Origin of the sequence: Stappia indica, from assembly GCF_009789575.1 — a bacterium.
GTDB lineage: Bacteria > Pseudomonadota > Alphaproteobacteria > Rhizobiales > Stappiaceae > Stappia > Stappia indica_A.
Genome location: NZ_CP046908.1, coordinates 372,044 through 396,972, shown reverse-complemented (window position 1 = coordinate 396,972; position 24,929 = coordinate 372,044). Strand labels below are relative to the sequence as shown.

Sequence of the window (24,929 nt, the reverse complement as noted above, 5' to 3'; positions counted from 1 at the left end):
AAAAGACCATGCTCTTGAAGATTGTCCCGGACAACACACACATCGCCTTCATGCGGTTCAGGACGGTGTCCTATCCGCTGTCGGCGGTCATGTTCCTCGCCTCCATCGCGCTGTTCTTCTCGGTCGGCCTGAACTTCGGCATCGACTTCCGCGGCGGCACCGTTTTCGAAATGAAGACGATGGAATCGCCCGCCGACATCTCGTCGATCCGCACCCAGCTCGGCACGCTCAATCTGGGCGACGTCCAGGTGCAGCAGTTCGGCGGTCCTGACGAGGTCCTGGTGCGCGTGCAGCAGCCGGAAGGCGGCGAGATGGCGCAGCAGGCGGTCGTGTCGCTGGTGCGCGAGAGCTTCGCCGAGAGCGTCGAGTTCCGCCGCGTCGAGGTGGTCGGCCCGCGCGTGTCCGGCGAGCTGGCCCAGGCCGGCCTGATCGCCGTCGTCGCCTCGCTGCTCGTCATCATGTTCTACATCTGGTTCCGCTTCGAATGGCATTTCGCCGTCGGCGCGATCCTGACGACGATCAACGACATCGTCGTCACGATAGGCTTGTTCGTGGTGCTGCAGCTCGACTTCTCGCTGTCGAGCATCGCGGCGATCCTGACGATCATCGGCTATTCGCTGAACGACACCGTCGTCGTCTACGACCGCGTGCGCGAGAACCTGCGCAAGTACAAGAAGCAGCCGCTGCCCGAGCTCCTCGACCGCTCGATCAACGAGATGCTGTCGCGCACGGTGATGACCTCGCTGACCACGCTGCTGGCGCTCGCCGCGCTCTACTTCTTCGGCGGCGAGGTGATCCGTTCCTTCACGCTGGCGATGATCTTCGGCGTGGTGATCGGCACCTATTCGTCGGTCTTCCTGGCCGCGCCCTTCCTGATCCTGCTGAACCTGCGCCCGTCGAGCATTGCCGGCGAGGACGGGGACACGCCGGACGGCGGCGAGGGCAAGGCGTCCGCGGGCGGCTCCTCGGCCGCCTCCGCCTGATCGCCGGCAGGGAGACCAGCACATGGCCGGCCGCGGACAGGGCATCGTCATTCGCGACGCGCACTTTCCCGGCCGCGCGCCGATCGAGGCCTATGGCGGTGGCGGCTTCCGCTTTGCCGGCATGTCGCATCGCGGCTCGATCCTGTGCGTTCCCAGCGGCATCTACGGGTTTGCGGACCTGGCGCCGAAGCAGCTCGACCGGGATGCGCTGGAGCGTGTCTTCGAGGAGGTCGCGGATATCGAGGTGCTCCTGGTCGGCACCGGGGCGGACCTCGTGCCGCTGACCGCGGACCTGCGCTCGGCGGCGCGCGAAGCCGGCATCATGGCCGACCCGATGTCCACCGGCGCGGCAGTCAGGACCTATAATGTGCTTCTCTCCGAGGACCGGGCGGTCGCCGCGGTCCTGCTGGCGGTGGACTGACCGGCCCCGGCCGGTCGTCCTTTCGCTCCCTTCTGCCCGTTTCGGGCTCCCCATTTCCCCCTCGCGCGCTAGGTGTCCCTGAATGTGGGCCAAGGATGGCACGGGGGACGGCCATTGCCTCTCCCTCGTGCGCAAGTTCGACTTCGACCGTTACCTGTCGCTGCTCTACACCGGTGGAGCGGCGCAGGACGGGCTTGCCGCGCTCTATGCGTTCAACATGGAGATCGCGCGGGCGCGCGAGATCGTCTCCGATCCCATGCCCGGCGAGATCCGCTTCCAGTGGTGGCGGGACACGCTGGAGGCGCCGGCAGGGGCCGATGTCGACCAGCACCCGGTTGCCGGCGCCATTCGGCAGACCATCGCCGCCAATTCCCTGCCGCTCGCGCCCTTCGTCAACCTGATCGACGCACGGGTCTTCGATCTCTACGACGACCCGATGCCGACGCTCGGCGATCTGGAAGGCTATGCGGGCGAGACCTCGTCGGTGCTGATCCAGCTGGCCGCGATGATCCTGTGCCAGGGGCGCGATCCCGGCACGGCGGAGGCGGCCGGCCATGCGGGCGTCGCCTATGCCATCACCGGGCTTTTGCGCGCTCTGCCCTGGCATGCCCGCCGCCGCCAGCTCTACCTGCCGGGCGACATGCTGGATGCGCACGGCGTCGACCGCGAGCGCGTGTTCGCAGGCGAGCCGACGCCGGAGCTCAAGGGCGTGATTTCCGATCTCGTCGCCATCGCTCGCCGACACCTCCACGAACTGCGCCGGCGCATCGGCGACGTTCCGGGCGAGGCGATCCCCGCCTTCCTGCCGGTCTGTCTGGCGGAGCCGCTGCTGTCGCGGATCGAGCGGCGGGGCGAAGATCCGCTCAACTCGGTCGCCGACCTGTCGCCGCTCGCCAAGCACTGGATCCTGTGGCGCTCCTGGCGCCGCGCGCGCAAGGGCTGCCGCAGCTCCCTCGCGTAAGCTGGGGCTTGCCGCACCGCGCCCTTAACATCGATTTCAGCTTTCTCCTCCAGGCTCGCCGCCGGTTTAGGAAATAGGCAGCAACCGGCTTGGGCGGGGACAAGATATTGCGAAGCGGTACAGACGGATTTCGGTCGGCAGGCGCACGCGGGTTTGCCTGGCTTGGCGCCCTGGCGCTTCTGCTGGTCGTCGTGGGGCCGCTTGCCGGTCCTGCAGGGGCACAGGACGCCGGGCTGCAAGTCCCGGCGCAGCAGGCCCTGCTGCAGCAGCCGGACGCTCCGAGCGAGGCCGGCAAGATCTCCTCCGATGAGGTGGAGAGCGAGATCAGGAGCCGCATTCCCGATCTCCAGCGCCTGTTCCGCGACTATCCCATCGCCCCGCCGGACACATCGAGCCCGCGCGCTGCGCTGGAGAGTTTCCTCCTGCTCATGCACGAGGCCAGCCGGCTCTGGATCGAAGTGCGCGACGAGTTTCAGGGCAGCGGCAACCTCTTCCTCTCCGAACAGCAGCACCGGCAGCTCGCCGTCGTGCGGATGTTCATCGACAAGGCGGGCGAGGTCTTCGACCTTTCGGATATCCCGCAGACGGCGCGTGCGAGCACCGCTGTGGAAATCACGCTCCAGTTCCAGGAGATTCTGGACCGCATCTATCTGCCCGATCTCGACAACGTTCCGGGAGAGGCGGCGGGCACTTTCCTGGATGCACAGGAGGCCGCCGATCTGCCGGCGCGCTGGACGCTGCCCGGCACGGATCTCGTCATCGCCGAGGTGGGGACCGAGAAGGGCGAGGTCCGCTATCTTGTCTCCCGCCAGACGGTCGCCCGGATCCCCGAGGACTACGAGGCGGTCAAGCTGTTTCCCTCGCGCTCGGATGCCGGCGAGGACCTTTATGCCTATTACATCTACACGCCCGGCACTCTCGTGGCGCCGCGCTGGTACGATCTCATTCTTGCCGGGCCGGACTGGCTTCGCGGCCAGTTCGGCAACCAGGCCGTCTGGCAGTGGATCGCGATGGCGCTGCTTGTCGCCGCTGCCGTTTCCGTTCCGCTCGGACTGCAGCGCTGGAACCGCTGGCGGGCGGTGCCTCTCTCCGACGTGCGCCGCCGCCTGCGGCGGATGCAGCATCCGCTCTGCCTGTTCCTGACGGCGCTCGCCTTCCGGTATCTGGCCGAGGTGCAGGTGAACATCACCGGCGACCCGATGATCGTCGTCGGCGCCGTCTGCGAGGCGTTGCAGTGGGCGAGCGTCGCCTGGTTCGCCTACCAGTCCGTCGATCTGCTTGCGAGCTGGGTGATGAAGAACCCGGCCGTGCCGGCCGCAAGCCTCGATTCCAGCCTGCTGCTCTCGGCCTTCCGCCTGGTCGGCTTCGCGCTCGCCGTCGTCCTGCTCGGCTATGGCGCCACCCGGATCGGCATTCCGGTCTATGGCGTCATCGCCGGCCTCGGCGTCGGCGGCCTGGCCGTCGCGCTTGCCGCCCAGCCGACGCTGGAAAACCTTATCGGCGGCGTCATCCTCTATGCCGACCGGATGGTGCGGGTGGGGGAATATTGCGAGTTCGAGGGGCTTGCCGGCACCGTCGAGGCCATCGGCATCCGCTCCACGCGCATTCGCGCGCTCGACCGCACGCTGATCACGGTCTCGAACTCCGATCTCGCCAGGCGCAAGATCGTCAACTTCAGCCGGCGCGACCGTCTGCTGTTCCGCCACACGCTCGGCCTGCGCTACGAGACCGACTCCAAGGCGATGCTTGCGGTCGTCGATGCGATCCGCAGCTACCTGATGGGGCATCCGAGGGTCATGGACCAGGTGGCGCTGCGGGTCTCCTTCGTGGGATTCGGCGCCTATTCGCTCGATATCGAGCTGTTCACCTACATCTCGACGGCCGACCGGGTCGAGTTTCTCACGATCCAGGAAGAGCTGCTGGTCGAGATCGGCACCATCGTGCGGGCGCACGGCTCCGATTTCGCATTCCCCTCGACGACGACCTATTTCGGCCGCGACGGAGGGCTGCCCAAGGCCGAGGCGCGTTCGGGCGATCCGGCGGCGCAGGACAGCACGCAGGCCGCCCCGGCGGCCTGAGCGGCCGCCGGTCTCCTGGCTTCCCGCCTGTTCGGCGGCGTCGCGCGGCATGCCTTGTTTGTGCGCGACGCTTCCCGCCTGTTCGGCGGCGTCGCGCGGCATGCCCTGTTTGTGCGCGACGCTTCCCCGCCTATTCGGCGGCGTCGCGCACGGGTACCGTGCCGGCGATCCAGCGGCCGAAGTCCTCGCGCGCCCGGCGGGTCATCGCCAGCTTCTTCGCCCTGGTCTTGTCCTTGCCCTTGAGGCGGCGGCCGTCCTCGTCGGTCTTCGGCGCCTCGATGGGCGGGAACAGGCCGAAATTCACGTTCATCGGCTGGAACGAGCGCGGGCCCGGCTCGTCGCGCAGGATATGCCCGCCGGTGATGTGGCCGAGCAGGGCGCCCATGGCCGTCGTTTCCGGCGGCGGCGGGCAGGCTTCGCCCAGCCGCTCGGCCGCCGCGAACAGGCCCGCCATGCAGCCGACGCTCGCCGATTCCACATAGCCCTCGCAGCCCGTCACCTGGCCGGCGAAGCGCAGCTCGGTGCGTGCCTTGAGGCGCAGCGTGCCGTCCAGCAGCTTCGGCGAGTTCAGGAACGTGTTGCGGTGCAGGCCGCCGAGCCGGGCGAAGACGGCATCCTCCAGCCCCGGGATCGTCCGGAACACCTCGAGCTGCGCCCCGTGCTTCAGCTTCGTCTGGAAGCCGACCATGTTGTAGAGCGTGCCGAGCGCGTTGTCCTGGCGCAGCTGGACCACCGCATAGGGCTTCTGGTCCGGCTTGTGCGCGTTGGTCAGGCCCATCGGCTTCATCGGTCCGTGGCGCAGCGTCTCGCGGCCGCGCTCGGCCATCACCTCGATGGGCAGGCAGCCGTCGAAATAGGGCGTGTTCTCTTCCCACTCCTTGAACTCCGCCTTGGGGGCGGCGATCAGGGCGTCGATGAAGGCCTCGTATTGCGCCTTGTCCATCGGGCAGTTGATGTAATCCTTGCCCGAGCCGCCGGGGCCGGGCTTGTCGTAGCGCGACTGGAACCAGCAGGTGTCGAGGTCGACGCTGTCGAAATGCAGGATCGGCGCGATGGCGTCGAAGAAGGCGAGGGCGTCCTCGCCGGTCGCCTCGAGAATCGCCTGCGACAGGGCAGGCGAGGTCAGCGGCCCGGTGGCGATGATGACGCTGTCCCACTCCGCCGGCGGCAGGCCGGCGATTTCCTCGCGGCAGATCGTCACCAGCGGATGCGCTTCCAGCGCGGCGGTGACGGCCGCGGCAAAGCCGTCGCGGTCGACGGCGAGCGCTCCGCCGGCCGGCACCTGGTGTGCATCGGCGCTGGCCATGATCAGCGAGCCGGCATCGCGCAGCTCCGCATGCAGCAGCCCGACGGCGTTCTGCTCGGCATCGTCGGAGCGGAAGGAGTTGGAGCAGACCAGCTCGGCAAGGTCCTGCGTCTTGTGCGCATCGGTGCCGCGCACCGGGCGCATCTCGTGCAGCACCACCGGCACGCCGCGCCGGGCAAGCTGCCAGGCTGCCTCCGAACCGGCAAGGCCCCCGCCGATGACATGAACTGGCTGCATCTCGCTACACTCTCCGCGCTTGTCGTTCCCGGGGGCAGATGCCGTCCGGGCGTATCCGTTTCAAGGCTGACTTACCGCGTCCCCTTCCATCAGGCAAACGCAGGAAGGATAACAGAGGGGACAAGGGCCGGGGGAGCGCGATGATTCGGGACGGGGATGCGGGACGGCGGGGCATTGCGCCGCGCGGCAAGGCGTTGCTTGCGCTCGGGTGCCTGCTGCTGGCCGGCTGTGCCGGACAGGCCTCCGGCAATATCGGCGGCTGGTATTCGGCCCGCGGCGGCGTCGCTCCCGCCGGGACCCGCATCTATGTCTGCCATGCCTTCGGCTGCGCGCGGAAGACGCCCTTCGACTTCTCGCCCGCCCATATGCGCCGCCTCAAGGCGATCCTTGCCAAGGGGCGCAAGTCGCCGGCGGCCGAGCGTGCGGCGATTGCCCAGGCCATCGCCTGGTCGGAGAAGACCATCGGCCCGGTCGTCGGTTCGGACAAGGATGTCGGCGGCTACGACCTGCACAATGCCGGCGTGCCGGGGCAGATGGACTGCATCGACGAGGCGACCAACACCACCAGCGTGCTGAGCGTCGCCGCCCGCGCCGGCTATCTCGCCCATCACCAGGTGGCGAGCCCCGTGGCGCGCGGCTTCTTCCTCGACGGCCGCTATCCGCACGCAACCGCCGTGGTGCGCGAGACCGGGAGCGGGGCGGCCTTCGCGGTCGATTCCTGGCCGGAGGCGAACGGCGTTCCGCCGGTGATCATGCCGCTGGACGCCTGGTTCGCTGAGCGCAGCTGAGCGCGCCCTCGCGATTGTCCGCAAGGCCTGGACCCAAGTTTTTCGGAAAACACCTCTGCAAGATCCGCAGGCAGCGGCTTTCGTTTTTCACCGGGCGAAAGCGGCATGTAGCCTGTGCGCCCTGCGTAATGCGCAAGCATGTTTTCGGTTGAAGCAGAGGCCACAAAAGAAAAAAGCAAGGCACAAGGCCTTGCTTTTTAGGTTTCGCGTATCGCACCTTCGTTCGCCAAAGGCAAATAAGATCTGTTTCGGCGGGCAGCAGTCAGTTACGACGCGCCAGAAGGCTCTTCCTCCCAAGACTCAGACCGCGATGTCTGTTTTTCGGCAAAGTAAGCCTTGCAGCTTCTTGCCTTGTTATGAGGACGGACCATAACGCATCGTTATCCCCTTGTCACCATTTTGTGCAAGGGCAGCCCAAATTTTTTGCGGGGAGGGGGTTGAACTCGCGCGGCTCCGGACGGGGTGCGCGATTTTCGCGGTTTCGCGCCACCTTCGCGACGGGCAGGACTTGTGTTTTTCCGGCGCATGCGCTTTCACTGCGCAAACTTCAGGCGTCGCACTCGCGCGCCGTTCCTGCCAGCCACCGAAGCCCGAGAAGCCAGCCGATGCGCCTGTCCCGCACCTTTCTTCCCATCCTCAAGGAAACGCCGAAGGAGGCGGAAATCGTTTCGCATCGGCTGATGCTGCGTGCGGGCCTGATCCGTCAGGAGGCGGCCGGCATCTATGCCTGGCTGCCGATGGGCCTGCGGGTCCTGCGCAAGATCGAGCAGATCGTGCGCGAGGAGCAGAACCGGGCCGGCGCGCAGGAGCTCCTGATGCCGACGATCCAGCCGGCCGACCTGTGGCGCGAGAGCGGGCGCTACGACGCCTATGGCAAGGAGATGCTGCGCATTGCCGACCGGCACGAGCGCGAGATGCTGTACGGGCCGACCAACGAGGAGATGATCACCGACATCTTCCGGGCCTCGGTGCGGTCCTACAAAGACCTGCCGATGAACCTCTACCACATCCAGTGGAAGTTCCGCGACGAGGTGCGCCCGCGCTTCGGCATCATGCGCGGCCGCGAGTTCCTGATGAAGGACGCCTATTCCTTCGATCTGGACAAGGAAGGCGCGCGCCATGCCTACAACCGCATGTTCGTCGCCTATCTGCGCACCTTCGCCCGCATGGGCCTGCAGGCGATCCCGATGCGCGCCGACACCGGCCCGATCGGCGGCGACATGAGCCACGAGTTCATCATTCTCGCCTCCACCGGCGAGAGCGAGGTGTTCTGCGACAAGGCGATCCTCGACCTGCCGATCCCGGGCGCGGACACCGATTTCGACAGCGACCTGACCCCGGTCATCGACGCCTGGACGGCTCCTTACGCGGCGACCGACGAGATGCACGATGCAGCCGCCTACGAGGCGGTCGCGGAGGATGCGCGCATGTCGGCACGCGGCATCGAGGTCGGCCACATCTTCTATTTCGGCACCAAGTATTCCGAGCCGATGGGCGCCAAGGTCGCCGGCCCGGACGGCGTCGAGGTGCCGGTGCACATGGGCTCCTACGGCGTCGGCGTGTCGCGTCTTCTGGGCGCGATCATCGAGGCGCATCACGACGAGGCGGGAATCAAGTGGCCGGCCTCGGTCGCCCCGTTCCATGTCGGCCTCGTCAACATGAAGCCGGGCGATGCGGAGGCGGACGCGGCCTGCGCCGACCTGGAGCGCCAGCTGACCGCCGCCGGCATCGAGGTGCTTGTGGATGACGTCGACACGAGGGCGGGCGCGAAGTTCGCGACAATGGACCTCATCGGCCTGCCGTGGCAGCTTATCGTCGGACCGCGCGGCCTCAAGGACGGCGTCGTCGAGATCAAGAACCGGGCAAGCGGCGAGCGCAGCACGGTTTCGCCACAGGAAGCTGTCACTCGTCTCGTCGGCGAGCTGGCGTCCTGACCCGCGGGCCGGCCCTGCGGGGCCGGCATCCCGGACGGCGGGAACTCCGCCGCCGGCTGAACCTGCCCGGGCAAGACCGCACGGTCGCGACCGGCGCATCGTGACTGGCACGTCGTGACTGGCACAGGGAATGGGAATGAACGCAGCCGCAAAGCCTGGGGCCGGGTCGGCGAAGTCCGTCGACACGCCGGCCTTCGCCCGGTTCGAATGGATGCTGGCAGGGCGGTATCTCCGCTCGCGGCGCCGCGAGGCGTTCATCTCCGTCATCGCCGGTTTCTCCTTCCTCGGCATCATGCTGGGCGTTGCGACGCTGATCATCGTCATGGCGGTGATGAACGGCTTCCGCGGCGAGCTTCTGTCCAAGATCCTCGGCATCAACGGCCATCTTCTGGTGCAGCCCATCGGCAGCGAGCTCGACGATTACGACGCGGTCGCCGCGCGCATCGAGAATCTCGAGGGCGTCACCTTCACGCTGCCCTTCGTCGAGGGGCAGGCGCTGATTTCCGGCCCCTCGGGCGCGTTCGGCGCCTTGGTGCGCGGCGTGCGCGAGGCCGACATGGTCAAGCTGCCGCTGGTCGCCAGCACGGTCAGCGTCGGCACGCTGGAGGGCTTCGACACGGCCGGCGGCCTTGCCGTCGGCACGCGCATGGCGCGCCAGCTCGGCGTCACCGTCGGCGACATGGTCACCCTCGTCGTGCCGCGCGGCAATGTCACCGCGCTCGGCGTCACCCCGCGGGTCAAGGGCTATCCGGTGCGCGCGATCTTCGAGATCGGCATGTCGGAATACGACGGCACCATCGCCTTCATGCCGCTGGAGGAGGCGCAGCTCTTCTTCAACCAGGAAGGCATCGTCACCGGCATCGAGGTCTTCACCGACGATCCCGACAGCGTCGGGCCGATGCGCACCGCCGTGGAGGAGGGCGCCGGACGGCCCGCCTTCGTCAGCGACTGGCGGGCGCGCAACATGACCTTCTTCTCCGCGCTGGAGGTGGAGCGGAACGTGATGTTCCTGATCCTCACGCTGATCGTGCTGGTGGCGGCGCTCAACATCATTTCCGGCATGACCATGCTGGTGAAGGACAAGGGCCGCGACATCGCCATCCTGCGCACGATGGGCGCGACGCGCGGCACCATCCTGCGCGTGTTCCTGATCACCGGCGCCAGCATCGGCATCGTCGGCACGCTGGCGGGCTTTGCGCTCGGCTTCGTCGTCTGCCTCAATGTCGAGAGCATCCGCCAGGGCATTTCCTGGCTGACCAGCACCGAGCTGTTCTCGCCCGAGCTCTATTTCCTCAGCCGCCTGCCGGCCGACATGGACACCGGCGAAACCTTCACCGTCGTGGTGATGGCGATGGTGCTGTCGCTGCTGGCGACCCTCTATCCCGCCTGGCGGGCCGCCAGGCTCGATCCGGTCGAGGCGCTGAGATACGAATGACCATGGCTCACGAACAGGAACAGGCCCTGACCGACGCACTCGGCGACCTGCCGCTGGTGCTTGCGGGCATCAACCGCAGCTTTCGCGAGGGCGAGGGCAAGCTCGACATCCTGATCGACGCCAATCTCGCGCTGCATCCGGGCGAGCTTGTCGCGCTGGTCGCACCCTCGGGCGCGGGCAAGTCGACGCTGCTGCACATTGCCGGCCTGCTGGAGCGGCCGGACAGCGGCGAGGTCTATGTCGGCGGGCGGGCCTGCGGCGCCATGGACGATGCCGACCGCACGCGCATGCGCCGCACCGAGCTCGGCTTCGTCTACCAGTTCCACCATCTGCTGCCCGAGTTCACGGCGCTGGAGAACCTCGTCATCCCGCAGCTGATCCGCGGGCTCGACAAGCGCGAGGCCGAGGAGCGGGCGAGCCAGCTGCTCGACTACATGCGCCTCGGCAACCGGGCGAGCCACCGTCCGTCCGAGCTGTCGGGCGGCGAGCAGCAGCGCGTGGCGATTGCCCGCGCCGTCGCCAACGCGCCGCGCATCCTGCTGGCCGACGAACCGACCGGCAATCTCGATCCCGGCACCGCCGGCTATGTCTTCGACGCGCTGGTGGCGCTCGTCCGCGCTTCCGGCCTTGCCGCGCTGATCGCCACCCATAACATGGAGCTGGCGGGCCGCATGGACCGCCGCATCACCCTGCGCGACCAGCAGATCATCGAGCTCTGACGCCCGTTGCGGGGGCTCGGCAGGGCGCGTAAAGGCGGCGGGAGAGATATTTCCGAAGGAAACGGCGGAAACGACACGCCGCCGCTAACCCACCCACAGGATGTCATCCCGGTTTCGGCGCAGCCGAAGACCGGGATCCAGTAATCCCGAACGGTTCGAGTGAAGCCTCGGCGCTGCCGCCGGAACGCCGGAGGCTGCTAGCTTCGCACCACCATCCGCCCCGGCGGATACTGGATACCTGCCTTCGCAGGTATGACAGCCGAGAGTGGAGCAAGCGCCACCCGCCTCGTGCCCACTGAGGGCGCCAATGGTTCCCGGATCTTCGGCCTTCGGCCTCGTCCGGGACGACACTCGAGAGAGTGGCACGGCCTTGCCCCACCCTCCGAGGTCACCCCGGATGAGCATCGCGAGATCCGGGGGCTATTGGTTTCCAGAGCGGCGGCGAGGACGCGCCGGCCGAGCCTCGCGCGCGCCTACCCCGGTTGCATCTCCCGCTTGTGATCGCCTTCCGCCTTGCTAGGATGACGGGCAGGGGACGAGAGGTGCGGGGGCTGCATTGGGGGAAAAATCCGCGATCCGCGAAGCTGTGAAGATGGCCGCCGGCTGTCTCATCGCGACGGGCGCACGACTAACCGGTCTCCCTGTTCTTCCCGGCGCGGTCGAGGCGGTATTTGCCGGCGGCGCGTGGTTCGGCGCGTTGTCGAGCGCCCGTCGCCGCGATCTTGAGCGCGTGATCGAGCGCACGGCCCTTGAGGTCGAGGCCGAGATGGCGGCCTGGGTGCCTCGATCGTCCCAAACCGACATGGGGGACCTCGCCCATGCGAAAGCCTCCTTTATCGACGTGCTGCCGCGGGCGATGCCGGCGCCAGCCGACCTCGTCGGCAAGGACCTGCAACCAGACGGGATCGCGGTGCTGGTGCTGGAGCGCGCCGAATCGACGCGACCCGACATCTACAAGGACAAGGGCCCGAAGGACCCCGCCAACCAACTCGCTCGCCACTTTCTGCGGCAGGTGATCGAACGCGCCTGCGCGCGCCTGCTCGCCGATGCCGAGTTCGTCGACGATCTGCGTCCGTCGCTATGGCGCGAACTCCTGGAGCGCATGACAGCGATCAAGGAGGACACCGGCGCGATCCGTGAGGATACCAAAGCGATCCGCGACACAATGGCGACGCGAGAGGACCTCACCGGTTTTGAGGCCCGCCTGCTTGCGGCGATGGAGGATCGAGTTGCCACCGCCCGCGCCAGCGGCATCACCGACGCAGCCTTGATCGAACTGGCCCGCCTGATCTCCGCCGACATTTCCGACCCGCAGCAGGCCTTCCGCGAGTTGGAAAACGCTGTCGAGATCGCCATTCGCGTCCAGCAGGAAGGGCGGCAGGACTCCAATCTCGGTGCCTTTGTCGACGAGGTGCTGGCCCGTGTCGCCGCGCTCGCCGCCACCGGCGCCTATGACGAAGCAGCAAGCGCAATTGACGCTGCGCTCGTCAGGGAGGCGGAGGAAGCCCGCCTTCTGGAAGAGCGCCGGCAGGAGTCCCGTGCCCGCAGCCTGCGCCTGCTCGACGCTGCCATCGAACAGGACCTTCTGCGCCGCGATGCCGAGAGCGCTGCCGCCCGCCTTGTCCGTAAGGCGGAGATCGAGCTTCCCGAGGGCGCGAGCCTGTTCGATCATTTGCGCGCCGTCCAGGACGACTGGTACCAACGCGGCCGCGACAAGGGGCTCAATCTCGATCTTGAAGTGGTGATCACCCTTGCCCGCCACACGGTCGACCTTGCTGCCGATGCCGATCAGCGCGGCATGGCGCTGAACGATCTCGGCCTCGCGCGTGCCGAGCTCGGCACGCGCGAGGCCGGCACCGCGCGGCTGGAGCAGGCGGTCGAGACGTATCGGCTGGCGCTGGAGGAGCGGACGCGCGAGCGCGTGCCGCTCGACTGGGCCATGATGCAGAACAATCTCGGCAACGCGCTGCAAACGTTGGGCACGCGCGAGGCCGGCACGACGCGGCTGGAACAGGCGGTCGAGACCTTTCGGCTGGCGCTGGAGGAGCGGGCGCGCGAGCGCGTGCCGCTCGACTGGGCGACGACGCAGAACAATCTCGGCAACGCGCTTCGGAACCTAGGCGCGCGCGCGGGTGACCCGGCGCGGCTGGAGCAGGCGCTCGAGGCCTTTCGGCTGGCGCTGGAGGAGCGCAAGCGGCAGCGCGTGCCGCTCCAATGGGCGACAACGCAGAACAATCTCGGCGCTGCGCTGCAAGAGTTGGGCACGCGCGAAGCCGGCACGGCGCGGCTGGAACAGGCGGTCGAGGCCTACCGGCTGGCGCTGGAGGAGCGGACGCGGGAGCGCGTGCCGCTCGACTGGGCGATGACGCAGAACAATCTCGGCAATGCGCTTGCCGAGTTGGGCGAGCGCGAGGACGGCACGGCGCGGCTGGAGCAGGCGGCCACTGCCTACCGGTTGGCGCTGGAGGAATGGACGCGGGAAGGCGTGCCGCTCTATTGGGCGATGACGCAGAACAATCTCGGCACCGCGCTGCGAGAGTTGGGCACGCGCGAGGCCGGCACGACGCGGCTGGAGCAAGCCGTCACCGCTTACCGGCTGGCGCTGGAGGAATGGACGCGAGAGCGCGTGCCGCTCGACTGGGCGACGACGCAGAACAATCTCGGCAACGCGCTGCGAGAGTTGGGCACGCGCGAGGCCGGCACGGCGCGGCTGGAACAGGCGCTCGCCGCCTACCGGCTGGCGCTGGAGGAGTGGACGCGAGAGCGCGTGCCGCTCGACTGGGCGACGACGCAGAACAATCTCGGCAACGCGCTGCGAGAGTTGGGTACGCGCGAGGCCGGCACGGCGCGGCTGGAACAGGCGCTCGCCGCCTACCGGCTGGCGCTGGAGGAGTGGACGCCCGAGACAGCGCCGTATTATCACGGCATCGCGTCTCAAAATCTTGCCCATGCGCAATCACTGCTGGACGAGCGGCGAAAGGCGCCTTGAGACCGGCGACGACACGCGGGCCAAGCCCACGCGTCACTCTCCCCCTCCCAAGAAGAAGAGAGGAGGGGGAGATGTCGGCGAAGCCGACAGAGGGGGGTATGCGGCGCTCGCGATGGAGCGCGGTTCTTTCTTTTCGTCCTCCCGGACGGTTAGCGCCGAGCCGGGATCGGAGAGCCGAGGGCGTATAAGGTGCGCTCCTGAACCATACCACGAGCGCCGTGTCTCGCCGGTCCCTGGATCTGCGGCCTTCGTCCTCGTCCGGGAAGACGCCAGGCAGAGGCATGCCGCCTCATGCCTGCGGAGGGGGGCTCCTCTGCGCCCTCGCTCCGGACCGCGCCCCTGCACCCGGTTTAACCGCGCGCTAACCATGAGTCGTGCCGTCGGAATGACGGGGGTTGCAAAAAGAACAAAACATGAACATACTCGAATTATCGAGAGTTCACCGAGAGTTCCTGGGCAAGGGAGGCTACCATGTTCGATGAGTTTCGCGATAGTTTTCAGGACCTGGCCGCACTGGCGGCACTGACCCTGTTCGGCACCACCATGCTGCTGTGGAGCAGCGCCATCGCCGAGCTGCTGACCGCCTGACCATCCGAAAGGCTTGCCGTCCGCCGGCGGTTCTCGCCGGTCTCGTCAATTGACGGTGCATGGCGTGCCCATATCTGGGGATCGGCGGGCAGGGCGGGTCGACATTGGAGGGCGGACGGGAAACACTGTCCGTTCGACCACGACAGGCGGCCGCCTTACCCGATCGCGCAACAGCCCTGATCGCATGCGCGCCGCCCGGCATTTTCGGCAGGCAGGAACGGCGGGCAAAGATGAGCGATCCCGGCTTCGTCCATCTCAGGGTTCATTCGGCCTATTCGCTGCTGGAAGGCGCGCTGCCGGTGGGCAAGCTCGTCGGGCTCGCCAGCGCCGACGGCCAGCCCGCGCTCGCCATCACCGACACCTCCAATCTCTTCGGCGCGCTGGAGTTTTCCGACAAGGCCTGGGGCGCCGGCATCCAGCCGATCACCGGCGTGCAGCTTGCCGTCGATTTCGGCGACGGCGGCGTGCGCAAGGGGCGGGGCACCGAGCATCTTGGCGACGTTGTGCTGCTCGCCGCGACCGACGAGGGCTACGGCAACCTGATGGACGTGGTCAGCCGCGCCTATCTCGACACCGACCCGTCCATGCGCGCGCACATCCCGATCTCGCGGCTGGAGGATCGCTCGGCCGGCGTCATCCTGCTGACCGGCGGCGTCGGCGGGCCGGTCGGCCAGGCGCTTGTCGCTGGGGAACCGGACAAGGCCCGCGCGCGCCTGGCGCGGCTTGCCGCCGCCTTCGGCGACCGCATCTATGTGGAGCTGCAGCGCCACGACATGCCCGAGGAGATCGCCAGCGAGGCCGCGACCCTCGCGCTCGCCTACGAGCTCGGCCTGCCGCTGGTCGCCACCAACGAGCCCTTCTTCGCCTCCGCCGACGACTATGAGGCGCATGACGCGCTGATCGCGATTGCCGAAGGGCGCGTCATCATTGAGGACGACCGCCGCCGGCTGACGCCGGAGCATCGCTTTAAGACGCGCGCGGAAATGCTTGAACTCTTTGCGGATTTGCCGGAGGCGACGGCGAACACGGTGGAGATCGCGCGGCGTTGCCATGCCCGGCCGATGAAGCGCTCGCCGATCCTGCCGCAATTCGCCGGTGCCTCCGCCGATCCGGAAGCCGCCTTCATCGCCGAGGTCGAGGAGCTGCGCCGTCAGGCGCGTGAGGGCCTTGCCGGCCGGATCGAGGCGCATGGTCTTGCCGACGGCGTCAGCGAGCAGGACTACTGGGACCGGCTCGACTACGAGCTTGGCGTCATCGAGCGCATGCGCTTCCCCGGCTACTTCCTGATCGTTGCCGACTTCATCAAGTGGGCGAAGGCGCAGGACATCCCGGTGGGGCCGGGCCGTGGTTCGGGTGCCGGTTCGCTTGTTGCGTGGTCGTTGACCATTACCGACCTTGATCCAATGCGTTACGCGCTTCTGTTCGAGCGGTTTCTCAACCCAGAGCGCGTGTCGATGCCGGATTTCGACATCGACTTCTGCCAGAACCGGCGCGAAGAGGTCATCCGCTACGTGCAGCGCAAGTACGGGCGCGAGCAGGTGGCGCAGATCATCACCTTCGGAACGCTGCAGGCCCGCGCCGTGCTGCGCGACGTCGGCCGCGTGCTGCAGATGCCCTACGGCCAGGTCGACCGCCTGTCGAAGATGGTGCCGGCGGTGCCCGGCCAGCCGATCACGCTGGAACAGGCGATCCGCGACGAGCCGCGCCTGCAGGAGGCGCAGCGCGAGGAGGAGACTGTCGCGCGCCTGCTCGCCATGGCGCAGAAGCTGGAGGGCCTCTACCGCCACGCCTCGACCCACGCCGCCGGCGTCGTCATCGGCGACCGGCCGCTGGAGCAGCTGGTGCCGCTCTACCGCGACCCGCGCTCCGACATGCCGGTCGCCCAGTTCAACATGAAGTGGGTCGAGCAGGCCGGCCTCGTGAAGTTCGACTTCCTCGGCCTGAAGACGCTGACGGTGATCGACACGGCGGTGAAGCTCATCGCAGACAAGGGCATCACCGTCGACATGGCGGGCTTGCCGATGGACGACCCGGCGACCTACCGCTTGCTGGCGGCCGGCGAGACGGTCGGCGTGTTCCAGCTGGAAAGCCAGGGCATGCGCCGGGCCATCGCCGGCATGAAGCCGGACCGGTTCGAGGACATCATCGCGCTGGTGGCGCTGTATCGTCCCGGCCCGATGGACAACATCCCGGTCTACAACGCCGTCAAGCATGGCGAGCAGGATCCGGACTATCTGCATCCGCTGCTCGAGCCGATCCTGAAGGAGACGAACGGCATCATCGTCTACCAGGAGCAGGTGATGCAGATCGCCCAGGTGCTCTCGGGCTACTCGCTCGGCGAAGCCGACCTGCTGCGCCGCGCCATGGGCAAGAAGATCGCCGCGGAGATGGAGGTGCAGCGCGCCCGCTTCGTCGAGGGCGCGGTCGAGCGCGGCGTCGACAAGGGGCAGGCCGGCACGATCTTCGACCTGGTCGCCAAGTTCGCGAATTACGGCTTCAACAAGTCGCACGCCGCCGCCTATGCGCTCGTTTCCTACCAGACGGCCTGGCTGAAGGCGAACCACCCGGTCGAGTTCATGGCCGCGTCGATGACGCTCGATCTCGGCAACACGGACAAGCTCAGCGACTTCTGCGTCGAGGCGCGGCGCATGGCGATCAAGGTGCTGCCGCCCTCGATCAACCGCTCCGGCGTGCATTTCACCGTCGAGGGCGACAAGATCCGCTACGCCATGGGCGCGATCAAGGGCGTCGGCGAGGGCGTGATGGAGCACATCATCGCCATGCGCGAGGAGCGTCCGTTCTCCAGCCTCGGCAATTTCTCCTCGCGGGTGAACGCGCGCCAGCTCAACAAGCGGACGCTGGAAAGCCTCGTCAATGCCGGGGCCTTCGACGAGCTGGAGGCCAACCGCGCGCGGCTCGTTGCCGGGCTCGACCGCATCATCGGCGTCGCCCAGCGAACCGACGAGGAAAAGACCAGCGGCCAGAACGACATGTTCGGCGGCGGCGAGGAGGGCGAGGAGGTGCATCTGCCCGACGCGCAGGCCTGGCTGCCGGAGGAGCAGCTGCAGCGCGAGCAGGCGGCCATCGGCTTCTATCTCTCCGCCCATCCGCTCGATGCCTACCGCCCGCTGCTGGAGCGCATGCGCGTGCAGATGTGGAGCGAGTTCTCGCAGGCCGTGAAGCAGGGGGCGTCCGCCGGCCGTCTCGCCGGCACGGTGCTGGCGCGCCAGGAGCGCAAGACCCGCTCGGGCAACCGCATGGGCATCGTCCGCCTGTCCGATCCCACGGGCCAGTTCGAGGCGCTGCTGTTTTCCGAGGCGCTGGCCCAGTTCCGCGATGCGCTGGAGCCGGGCGTCTCGGTGGTGCTGCTGGTCGGCGCGGACATGCGCGACGACGAGCCGAGCCTGCGCATCCAGTCGGTGCGCCCGCTGGAGGAAGAGGCCTCGCGCGTGCAGAAGAGCCTCACTGTTTTCCTGCGCAACGAGCAGGCGGTGTCGCGCCTGTCGCGGCATCTGGGCGACCGGGGCGACGGCGAGGTCAGCGTCGTGGTGCTGTGCGGCGACGGCAATCGCGAGGTCGAGGTCAAGCTGCCGGGCGGCTACCGCCTGACGCCGCAGATGGCCGGCGCGGTCAAGACCATCCCCGGCGTCGTCGAGGTGCAGCTGGCCTGATCCGGCCGGGCAGGGGGGCTGGCAGGGGGGGACGTCCGAAAGGGCGCGCGCGCCCTCATCCCCTCGGCCGGGGAGACTGGCAGCCGCCTCGCATCTCCTCGGCCTATTGGTTGCCAGAGCGGTAGCGAAGATGCGCGACGCGCGCCCATCCCTCAGCCTGTCGTCCCGGTTCAGGCTTACCGAAGACCGGGACCCAGTAACCGCGGGCGGTTCGGTTCAGGCCTCGGCGTTGCGCCCAGCGGCGTAAAGCTCTCACCCACCGCGACTCATGGACCTCCGAAGAAAGCGGCGCCACCCTCCCGCCAGCCGCATCTTTTTCGCGGCAGGCGAGGCAAAAGGCGGGCCGGCGGGGCTTGTCTTGTGGCGCGCAGGTCAGTATAACGCGCGCATTCCACACGCAGGGTCGGTTTTCGTCACGGACGGGGTCCATCCGGTGTCGGTGCGTGAGCGCTGTCACACCCTGCGGAGGTACAACCGGAAAATCAAGGAGTTGCAAGGCTATGGCCCTGCCCGATTTCACGATGCGCCAGCTGCTGGAAGCCGGTGTCCACTTCGGCCACCAGAAGCACCGCTGGAACCCCAAGATGGGGAACTACATCTTCGGCGTCCGCAACAACATCCACATCCTGGATCTCGCCCAGACCGTGCCTTTGCTGCACCAGGCGCTGAAGACCGTGTCCGACACGGTTGCAGCCGGCGGCCGCGTGCTGCTGGTCGGCACCAAGCGCCAGGCTCAGGAGTCGGTTGCCGACGCGGCTCGCCGTTCGGCCCAGTACCATGTCAACGCCCGCTGGCTCGGCGGCATGCTGACCAACTGGAAGACCATCTCCCAGTCGATCCAGCGCCTGCGCAAGCTCGAAGAGACCCTCGGCAACCCGAGCGGCCTCACCAAGAAGGAGCGCCTGTTCATGGACCGCGAGCGCGAGAAGCTCGAGCGGAACCTGGGCGGCATCAAGGACATGGGCGGCCTGCCGGACCTGATCTTCGTGATCGACACCAACCGCGAGGCCATCGCCATCCAGGAAGCCAAGCGCCTTGGCATCCCGGTCGCCGCGATCGTCGACAGCAACTGCGATCCGGACGGCATCGACTACCCGGTTCCGGGCAATGACGACGCCGGCCGCGCGATCACCCTCTACTGCGACCTGATCGCGCGCGCTGCCATCGACGGCATCTCCCGCGCCCAGGGTGGCATGGGCATCGACGTCGGTGCCGCCGAGGAGGCTCCGGTGGAGCCGGCGCTGGAAGCTGCCGAGGCAGCCCCCGCGGAAGCGGCTGCAGAAGCCCAGGCTTGACGGGATAGACCCGGGCCGGCGGAAACCTTCCGCCGGCTGCCGCCTTTCCGGCGGCGCCTGTCATCATTCTTAAGTATGGCCTCGGCTAAAGCTGCCGGGGTGACAACCCGTCAACGAGGCAATCTATGACCATTACCGCTGCGATGGTGAAGGAGCTCCGCGAGAAGACCGGCGCGGGCATGATGGACTGCAAGGCAGCCCTCACCGAGAACAACGGCGACATGGAAGCGGCCATCGACTGGCTGCGGACCAAGGGTCTGGCCAAGGCCGCCAAGAAGGCCGGCCGCGTGGCCGCCGAGGGTCTGGTCGGCGTCGCCGCCGAGGGCACCAAGGCCGCCGTCGTCGAGCTGAACTCCGAGACCGACTTCGTCGCCCGCAACGATGCGTTCCAGGCGCTGGTCTCCGGCACCGCCAATGCGGCCCTGTCGGTCGGCGGCGATGTCGAGGCTCTCGGCAACGCGACCTTCCCGGGCTCGTCCAAGACCGTCTCCGATTCGATCAAGGACGCCATCGCTACCATCGGCGAGAACATGTCGCTGCGTCGCGCCGCCGTCCTGTCGGTGTCGTCGGGCGTCGTCGCCACCTATGTCCACAGCGCGATCGCCGACAATCTCGGCAAGATCGGCGTGCTGGTGGCGCTTGAGTCCGAAGGCGATACCGGCGAGCTGAACGCGTTCGGCCGCAAGATCGCGATGCATGTCGCCGCGACCAACCCGCTGTCGCTGGGCGTCGAGGACCTCGATCCGGAGGTCGTGGAGCGCGAGCGCCAGATCTTCGCCGAGCAGGCGCGCGAGTCGGGCAAGCCGGAGAACATCATCGAGAAGATGGTCGAGGGCCGTCTGCGCAAGTTCTACGAGGAAGTCACCCTCGTGAAGCAGGCCTTCGTGATCGATCCGGACAAGACCGTCGAGCAGGCCGTCGAGGCGTGCGGCAAGGAGCTGGGCAAGCCGGTGAAGCTGGTCGGCTTCGTGCGCTATGCGCTCGGCGAAGGCATCGAGAAAGAAGAGACCGATTTCGCCGCGGAAGTCGCGGCGGCCGTCGGCAATTAAGTCCAGGAGGGCGCCGGTCATTCCGGCGCCCTTCTTCTATGCGCGCAAGCCCGTCCGACGGATCGGCTTGCGTTTTCGTGTCTGCTCAAGACACACTGGCCCTGATCACGACGAGAAGAACAATGACGGGAAAACTCCGCTGGCGGCGCGTGCTGGTCAAGCTCTCCGGCGAGGCGCTGATGGGCTCGCAGGATTTCGGCATCGACCCTGAGACGGTCGGCCGGGTGGCCAAGGAAATTGCCGAGGCGGTCTCGCTCGGCGCCCAGGTCGGCGTCGTCGTCGGCGGCGGCAACATCTTCCGCGGCGTGGCGATCGCCGCCAAGGGCGGCAACCGCGTCACCGGCGACCACATGGGCATGCTGGCCACGGTCATGAACTCGCTGACGCTGGCCGATGCGCTGCGGCGCCTCGGCGTTCCCGCGCGTGTCCTGTCCGCCGTGCCGGTGCCCTCGATCTGCGAGACCTTCACCCAGCGCGGCGCCGAGCGCTACATGGAAGACGGCGATGTCATCGTCTTCGCCGGCGGCACGGGCAATCCGTTCTTCACCACCGACAGCGGCGCGGCCCTGCGTGCGGCCGAGATGCGCTGCGATGCCTTCCTGAAGGGCACCAGCGTCGACGGGGTCTATTCCGACGACCCCAAGAAGGTGCCGGATGCCGAGCGCTACGACACGCTGACCCCCGGCGAGGTGCTGGGACGCGACCTCAAGGTGATGGACGCCACCGCCATCGCGCTCGCACGCGACAATGCCATTCCGGTCATCGTCTTTTCGATTCGCACCCCCGGCGCCCTGGTCGACGTGATGAACGGCTCCGGCCGCTATACGGTGATCTCCGACTAGCAGAGCCCGCCGGGCGGCGCGGCATCCCTTGCAAAAGCGCTTGCAGGGCTTGCCTTTGCCGCCGCCGTCATGGAAATAAGACGCCAAGGGTTTCGAGCCTCCCGGTTTCACGGGAAGATGCTTCAATAAGAGAGGACAAGATGGCGGACCAGGGTATCGATTTTGGCGACCTCGAGCGTCGGATGAACGGTGCGCTCGGCGTGCTGAAGACGGATCTCGCCGGGCTTCGCACCGGACGCGCCTCGTCCAGCATGATGGATCCGATCACGGTGAATGCCTACGGTTCGGAGATGCCGATCAACCAGGTGGCGACCGTGAGCGTTCCCGAGCCGCGCATGATCTCCGTGCAGGTGTGGGACAAGTCGATGGTCGGCGCCGTCGAGCGCGCCATCCGCGAATCCAACCTCGGCCTCAATCCGGTCGTCGACGGCACCACGCTGCGCCTGCCGATCCCGGAGCTCAACGAGGAGCGCCGCAAGGATCTCATCAAGATCGCGCACAAGTATGCCGAGCAGTCCAAGGTCGCCGTGCGCCATGTGCGCCGCGATGGCATGGACACGCTGAAGAAGCTGGAAAAGGACGGCACGATCAGCGAGGACGACAGCCGCGTCCACGCCGACAAGGTCCAGAAGATGACCGACGAGATGATCACCGAGATCGACTCGATGCTGGCGAAGAAGGAACAAGAAATCTCCCAGATCTGACCCCAGGATCGCGGTTTGATCCAAGTGGCGGGGAGCAAAAGATGACGGTGACGGCTGGCCTTGACGTGTCCGCCCCGGCCGAAGCCGGGGAGCGGATCGCTGTGCCGCGGCACGTCGCCGTCATCATGGACGGCAACGGTCGCTGGGCGGTTTCTCGCGGACTGCCGCGCACCGAAGGCCACCGGGCCGGCGTCTCGGCCTTGCGGCGCATCGTCAAGCACGCCGCCCGGCGCGGCGTCGAGGTGCTGACGATCTTCTCCTTCTCCTCCGAGAACTGGAGCCGGCCGGCCGCCGAGGTCGGCTTCCTGATGGCGCTGCTGGAGCGCTTCGTGCGGCGCGACCTTGCCGAGATCCACCGGCAGAACGTGCGCGTGCGGATGATCGGCGAGCGCAGCGGCCTCGAGCCCTCGATCCTGTCGCTGATCGAGGAGGGCGAGAACCTTACCCGCGACAATACCGGCATGGTCCTCGTCGTCGCCTTCAACTACGGCGCCCGCAACGAGATGGTGCGGGCGATGCGCGCCCTTGCCGAGGATGTTTCGGCGGGGCGCATTACGCCCGGCGACATCGACGAGGCGGCGATTGCCGCGCGGCTCGACACCGCGAGCCTGCCCGATCCCGATCTCGTCATCCGCACCAGCGGCGAACAGCGGCTCTCCAACTTCCTGCTGTGGCAGTCCGCCTATAGCGAGTTCTATTTTCCCGACCTGCACTGGCCGGACTTCGACGAGGCGGCCTTCGACCGCGCGATCGAGGCCTATTCGGCCCGCGACCGCAGGTTCGGAGGCCTGTCGGCGAAAGTCGCCAGATGAGCCAGGGCGCCGAGGGGGGAGGCAGGCCCAGGGCGAGCGAGCTGAAGCTGCGGGTGGTCTCTGCCCTGCTGCTGGCGCCCGCGGTTCTGGCCATCACCTGGCTCGGCGGCTGGGCCTTTGCCGCCGGTGCGGCGCTGTGCTCTGCGATCCTCCTGCAGGAATGGACGGTCATCGTCCAGGCGCGCCGCGAGTTCGCGGCCATCGTCGTTTCCGGTATCGGCATCGCCGCGATGCTGGTTGCCGCGGCGCTCGGCCTCGTGCCGCTGGCGCTGGGGCTCGCCTTCGCCTTCGCCGCGCTGCTCTGGGTGTGGGGGCAGGTCTCGGGCGCAGCGTCCGTCGGCTGGATGGGCACCGGCGTGCTCTATGCCGGCCTGACCGGCGTTGCGCTGATCGCCTTCCGGCACGGTGCGGAAGGCTTCGTGATGATCCTCTTCCTGTTCGCCGTCGTATGGGCAACGGATATCCTGGCCTATTTCGTCGGCCGTCGGATCGGCGGGCCGAAGCTGTGGCCGCGCGTTTCGCCGAAGAAGACCTGGAGCGGCGCGCTCGGCGGGCTGGCGGCGGCGCTTCTCGTCGGCGCCGCGATGGGCGCGCTTGTCGGGCGCGTGCCGCTGTCGCTGTGGATCGTGTCGGCCGGCATCCTGTCGGTCTTCTCGCAGGCCGGCGATCTGCTCGAATCGGCCCTGAAGCGCCATTTCGGCGTCAAGGATTCCGGCCATATCATTCCCGGCCATGGCGGTGTCATGGACCGGGTCGACGGCCTGACGGGTGCCGGCGTGCTCGGCTACCTGGTGGCGGCCGTCCTTGCCGGCTCGCTGGTCGATCCGGTCGGCGCGGTGATCGCCCTGCAAGGGTATTGAGATCTTGAAGGTGCAAGTGGGAAGCATGGAGACCGCGACGGGCGGGCAGGGGGCTGGCGTGGGCGCGGGCACGGATCCGCTGCGCCTGACCGTGCTCGGCGCGACCGGCTCCATCGGCGGCTCGACGCTCGACCTCGTTTCCCGCAACCGCGAGCGCTTCCATGTCGTCGCGCTCACCGCCAACGACCGGGCCGAGGAGCTTGCCCGCGCCGCCATCGCGGTCGGTGCCGAGCATGCGGTGGTCGCGGACCCCGCCGCCTACCAGCGGCTGAAGGACGCACTTGCCGGCACCGGCATCACTGCGGCGGCCGGGCCGCAGGCGGTGTGCGAGGCGGCCACGCGGCCTGCCGACATGGTGATTGCGGCCATCGTCGGGGCGGCCGGCCTTGCGCCGACCATTGCGGCGGCGGCGCGCGGCACCACCATCGGCCTTGCCAACAAGGAATGCCTGGTGTGCGCGGGCGATCTGTTCATGGCGGCCGCGCGGGCGGCCTCCGCCACCATCCTGCCGGTCGATTCCGAGCACAATGCCGTGTTCCAGGTGCTGGAGCGCGGCAATCTCGACCAGGTGGAAAAGCTGACGCTGACTGCGTCCGGTGGGCCGTTCCGCACCCTGTCGCTGGAGGAGATGCGCCATGTGTCGCCCGAGGCGGCGCTGCGCCATCCCAACTGGAGCATGGGCGCGCGCATTTCCATCGACAGCGCCACGATGATGAACAAGGGCTTCGAGATCATCGAGGCCTTCCACCTGTTTCCGCTGGGGCCGGACCAGCTCGACGTCCTGGTCCATCCGCAATCCGTCGTGCACGGCATGGTGCAATATCGCGACGGCTCGTTGCTCGCCCAGCTCGGCGCACCGGACATGCGCACGCCCATCGCGCACTGTCTTGCCTGGCCGCGCCGCATGGCGACGCCGGCACAGCGCCTTGATCTCGCCGCATTGGCAACGCTCAGCTTCGAGGCACCGGACCCGGCGCGGTTCCCGGCCCTGCGCATCGCCCGCGAGGCGATGGTCGCGGGCACGGCTGCGACGGCCGCTCTCAATGCTGCAGACGAAATCGCCGTCAGGGCCTTTCTCGATCGCGGGATCGGGTTTCTCGGGATCGCCGCTACGGCGGAGAGGGTGCTGGAGCGCATGGCCGCGTCCGGCGACCTCGTCGAGCCGGCCTCGGTGGACGACGTATTGCGCATCGACGCCATCGCCCGCGCGATGGCGCTGGAGGCGATCGCCGAACAGGCGGGCTGAGGCCCGCGAAC

The 24,929-nt window shown here is 67.8% G+C and carries 18 protein-coding genes; 17 read left to right on the top strand and 1 reads right to left on the bottom strand.

Translation table 11 applies throughout. The features are described 5' to 3' along the window. Positions 1–8: 8 nt before the first annotated feature. From secF to GH266_RS01815, 4 genes are all read left to right on the top strand, one after another. Positions 9–983, top strand: coding sequence for a protein translocase subunit SecF (gene secF, locus GH266_RS23410; RefSeq protein ID WP_199270423.1), 975 nt, complete (start codon positions 9–11; stop codon positions 981–983). Between the two features lie 22 nt (positions 984–1,005). Beyond that, positions 1,006–1,404: an Mth938-like domain-containing protein gene (locus GH266_RS01825; RefSeq protein WP_158192371.1), complete on the top strand. Its 399-nt coding sequence runs from the start codon at positions 1,006–1,008 to the stop codon at positions 1,402–1,404. Between the two features lie 82 nt (positions 1,405–1,486). Next, on the top strand, positions 1,487–2,365 hold the full coding sequence (locus GH266_RS01820; RefSeq protein ID WP_158192370.1) for a phytoene/squalene synthase family protein: 879 nt from the start codon (positions 1,487–1,489) through the stop codon (positions 2,363–2,365). A gap of 107 nt (positions 2,366–2,472) precedes the next feature. After that, positions 2,473–4,443 (top strand): mechanosensitive ion channel family protein, encoded by a 1,971-nt coding sequence (locus GH266_RS01815; RefSeq protein WP_158192369.1) that lies wholly within the window; start codon positions 2,473–2,475, stop codon positions 4,441–4,443. 130 nt (positions 4,444–4,573) lie between these two features. On the opposite strand, the gene trmFO is transcribed toward GH266_RS01815, so the two are convergent. Further along, the gene (trmFO, locus tag GH266_RS01810; protein ID WP_158192368.1) at positions 4,574–5,986 is read right to left on the bottom strand and encodes a methylenetetrahydrofolate--tRNA-(uracil(54)-C(5))-methyltransferase (FADH(2)-oxidizing) TrmFO; all 1,413 of its coding nucleotides are present in this window, start codon (positions 5,984–5,986) and stop codon (positions 4,574–4,576) included. Positions 5,987–6,126: 140 nt separating this feature from the next. On the opposite strand from trmFO, the gene GH266_RS01805 reads away from it, so the two are divergent. The 13 genes from GH266_RS01805 to dxr all read left to right on the top strand — a co-directional run bounded on the left by GH266_RS01805 (position 6,127) and on the right by dxr (position 24,918). Next, positions 6,127–6,774, top strand: coding sequence for a hypothetical protein (locus GH266_RS01805; RefSeq protein ID WP_209001523.1), 648 nt, complete (start codon positions 6,127–6,129; stop codon positions 6,772–6,774). A 605-nt stretch (positions 6,775–7,379) separates the two neighbouring features. Continuing rightward, positions 7,380–8,708 (top strand): proline--tRNA ligase, encoded by a 1,329-nt coding sequence (proS, locus tag GH266_RS01800; protein WP_158192367.1) that lies wholly within the window; start codon positions 7,380–7,382, stop codon positions 8,706–8,708. Positions 8,709–8,838: 130 nt separating this feature from the next. Next, positions 8,839–10,143, top strand: a complete 1,305-nt coding sequence (locus GH266_RS01795; protein ID WP_425329559.1) for a lipoprotein-releasing ABC transporter permease subunit — start codon at positions 8,839–8,841, stop codon at positions 10,141–10,143. Then, positions 10,140–10,862: an ABC transporter ATP-binding protein gene (locus GH266_RS01790; protein ID WP_425329558.1), complete on the top strand. Its 723-nt coding sequence runs from the start codon at positions 10,140–10,142 to the stop codon at positions 10,860–10,862. The genes GH266_RS01795 and GH266_RS01790 overlap by 4 nt, the downstream gene beginning before the upstream one ends. Before the next feature lie 592 nt (positions 10,863–11,454). After that, positions 11,455–13,851, top strand: a complete 2,397-nt coding sequence (locus tag GH266_RS01785) for a tetratricopeptide repeat protein (RefSeq protein WP_199270422.1) — start codon at positions 11,455–11,457, stop codon at positions 13,849–13,851. 818 nt (positions 13,852–14,669) lie between these two features. Then, a complete protein-coding gene (gene dnaE / locus GH266_RS01780; protein ID WP_158192366.1) occupies positions 14,670–18,110 on the top strand; it encodes a DNA polymerase III subunit alpha in 3,441 nt (1,146 codons plus the stop codon). A gap of 500 nt (positions 18,111–18,610) precedes the next feature. Further along, the gene (gene rpsB, locus GH266_RS01775) at positions 18,611–19,405 is read left to right on the top strand and encodes a 30S ribosomal protein S2 (RefSeq protein WP_158192365.1); all 795 of its coding nucleotides are present in this window, start codon (positions 18,611–18,613) and stop codon (positions 19,403–19,405) included. 125 nt (positions 19,406–19,530) lie between these two features. Then, positions 19,531–20,454 (top strand): translation elongation factor Ts, encoded by a 924-nt coding sequence (gene tsf, locus GH266_RS01770; RefSeq protein WP_158192364.1) that lies wholly within the window; start codon positions 19,531–19,533, stop codon positions 20,452–20,454. Between the two features lie 122 nt (positions 20,455–20,576). Next, positions 20,577–21,296: a UMP kinase gene (gene pyrH, locus GH266_RS01765; protein WP_158192363.1), complete on the top strand. Its 720-nt coding sequence runs from the start codon at positions 20,577–20,579 to the stop codon at positions 21,294–21,296. Between the two features lie 140 nt (positions 21,297–21,436). Next, positions 21,437–22,000, top strand: coding sequence for a ribosome recycling factor (gene frr / locus GH266_RS01760; RefSeq protein ID WP_158192362.1), 564 nt, complete (start codon positions 21,437–21,439; stop codon positions 21,998–22,000). 41 nt (positions 22,001–22,041) lie between these two features. Further along, positions 22,042–22,812: an isoprenyl transferase gene (locus GH266_RS01755; protein ID WP_158192361.1), complete on the top strand. Its 771-nt coding sequence runs from the start codon at positions 22,042–22,044 to the stop codon at positions 22,810–22,812. Continuing rightward, positions 22,809–23,672 (top strand): phosphatidate cytidylyltransferase, encoded by an 864-nt coding sequence (locus tag GH266_RS01750; RefSeq protein WP_158192360.1) that lies wholly within the window; start codon positions 22,809–22,811, stop codon positions 23,670–23,672. Before GH266_RS01755 ends, GH266_RS01750 begins: the two co-directional genes overlap by 4 nt. Before the next feature lie 25 nt (positions 23,673–23,697). Then, the gene (gene dxr / locus GH266_RS01745; protein ID WP_158192359.1) at positions 23,698–24,918 is read left to right on the top strand and encodes a 1-deoxy-D-xylulose-5-phosphate reductoisomerase; all 1,221 of its coding nucleotides are present in this window, start codon (positions 23,698–23,700) and stop codon (positions 24,916–24,918) included. Positions 24,919–24,929 lie beyond the last annotated feature (11 nt).

What these genes read in the sequence shown, in the direction of transcription:
- secF (WP_199270423.1), top strand. Translation starts at nt 9, where the DNA reads ATGCTCTTGAAGATTGTCCCGGACAACACACACATCGCCTTCATGCGG.
- GH266_RS01825 (WP_158192371.1), top strand. Translation starts at nt 1,006, where the DNA reads ATGGCCGGCCGCGGACAGGGCATCGTCATTCGCGACGCGCACTTTCCC.
- GH266_RS01820 (WP_158192370.1), top strand. Translation starts at nt 1,487, where the DNA reads ATGTGGGCCAAGGATGGCACGGGGGACGGCCATTGCCTCTCCCTCGTG.
- trmFO (WP_158192368.1), bottom strand. Translation starts at nt 5,986, where the DNA reads ATGCAGCCAGTTCATGTCATCGGCGGGGGCCTTGCCGGTTCGGAGGCA.
- GH266_RS01805 (WP_209001523.1), top strand. Translation starts at nt 6,127, where the DNA reads ATGATTCGGGACGGGGATGCGGGACGGCGGGGCATTGCGCCGCGCGGC.
- proS (WP_158192367.1), top strand. Translation starts at nt 7,380, where the DNA reads ATGCGCCTGTCCCGCACCTTTCTTCCCATCCTCAAGGAAACGCCGAAG.
- GH266_RS01795 (WP_425329559.1), top strand. Translation starts at nt 8,839, where the DNA reads ATGGGAATGAACGCAGCCGCAAAGCCTGGGGCCGGGTCGGCGAAGTCC.
- GH266_RS01790 (WP_425329558.1), top strand. Translation starts at nt 10,140, where the DNA reads ATGACCATGGCTCACGAACAGGAACAGGCCCTGACCGACGCACTCGGC.
- GH266_RS01785 (WP_199270422.1), top strand. Translation starts at nt 11,455, where the DNA reads ATGGCCGCCGGCTGTCTCATCGCGACGGGCGCACGACTAACCGGTCTC.
- dnaE (WP_158192366.1), top strand. Translation starts at nt 14,670, where the DNA reads ATGAGCGATCCCGGCTTCGTCCATCTCAGGGTTCATTCGGCCTATTCG.
- rpsB (WP_158192365.1), top strand. Translation starts at nt 18,611, where the DNA reads ATGGCCCTGCCCGATTTCACGATGCGCCAGCTGCTGGAAGCCGGTGTC.
- tsf (WP_158192364.1), top strand. Translation starts at nt 19,531, where the DNA reads ATGACCATTACCGCTGCGATGGTGAAGGAGCTCCGCGAGAAGACCGGC.
- pyrH (WP_158192363.1), top strand. Translation starts at nt 20,577, where the DNA reads ATGACGGGAAAACTCCGCTGGCGGCGCGTGCTGGTCAAGCTCTCCGGC.
- frr (WP_158192362.1), top strand. Translation starts at nt 21,437, where the DNA reads ATGGCGGACCAGGGTATCGATTTTGGCGACCTCGAGCGTCGGATGAAC.
- GH266_RS01755 (WP_158192361.1), top strand. Translation starts at nt 22,042, where the DNA reads ATGACGGTGACGGCTGGCCTTGACGTGTCCGCCCCGGCCGAAGCCGGG.
- GH266_RS01750 (WP_158192360.1), top strand. Translation starts at nt 22,809, where the DNA reads ATGAGCCAGGGCGCCGAGGGGGGAGGCAGGCCCAGGGCGAGCGAGCTG.
- dxr (WP_158192359.1), top strand. Translation starts at nt 23,698, where the DNA reads ATGGAGACCGCGACGGGCGGGCAGGGGGCTGGCGTGGGCGCGGGCACG.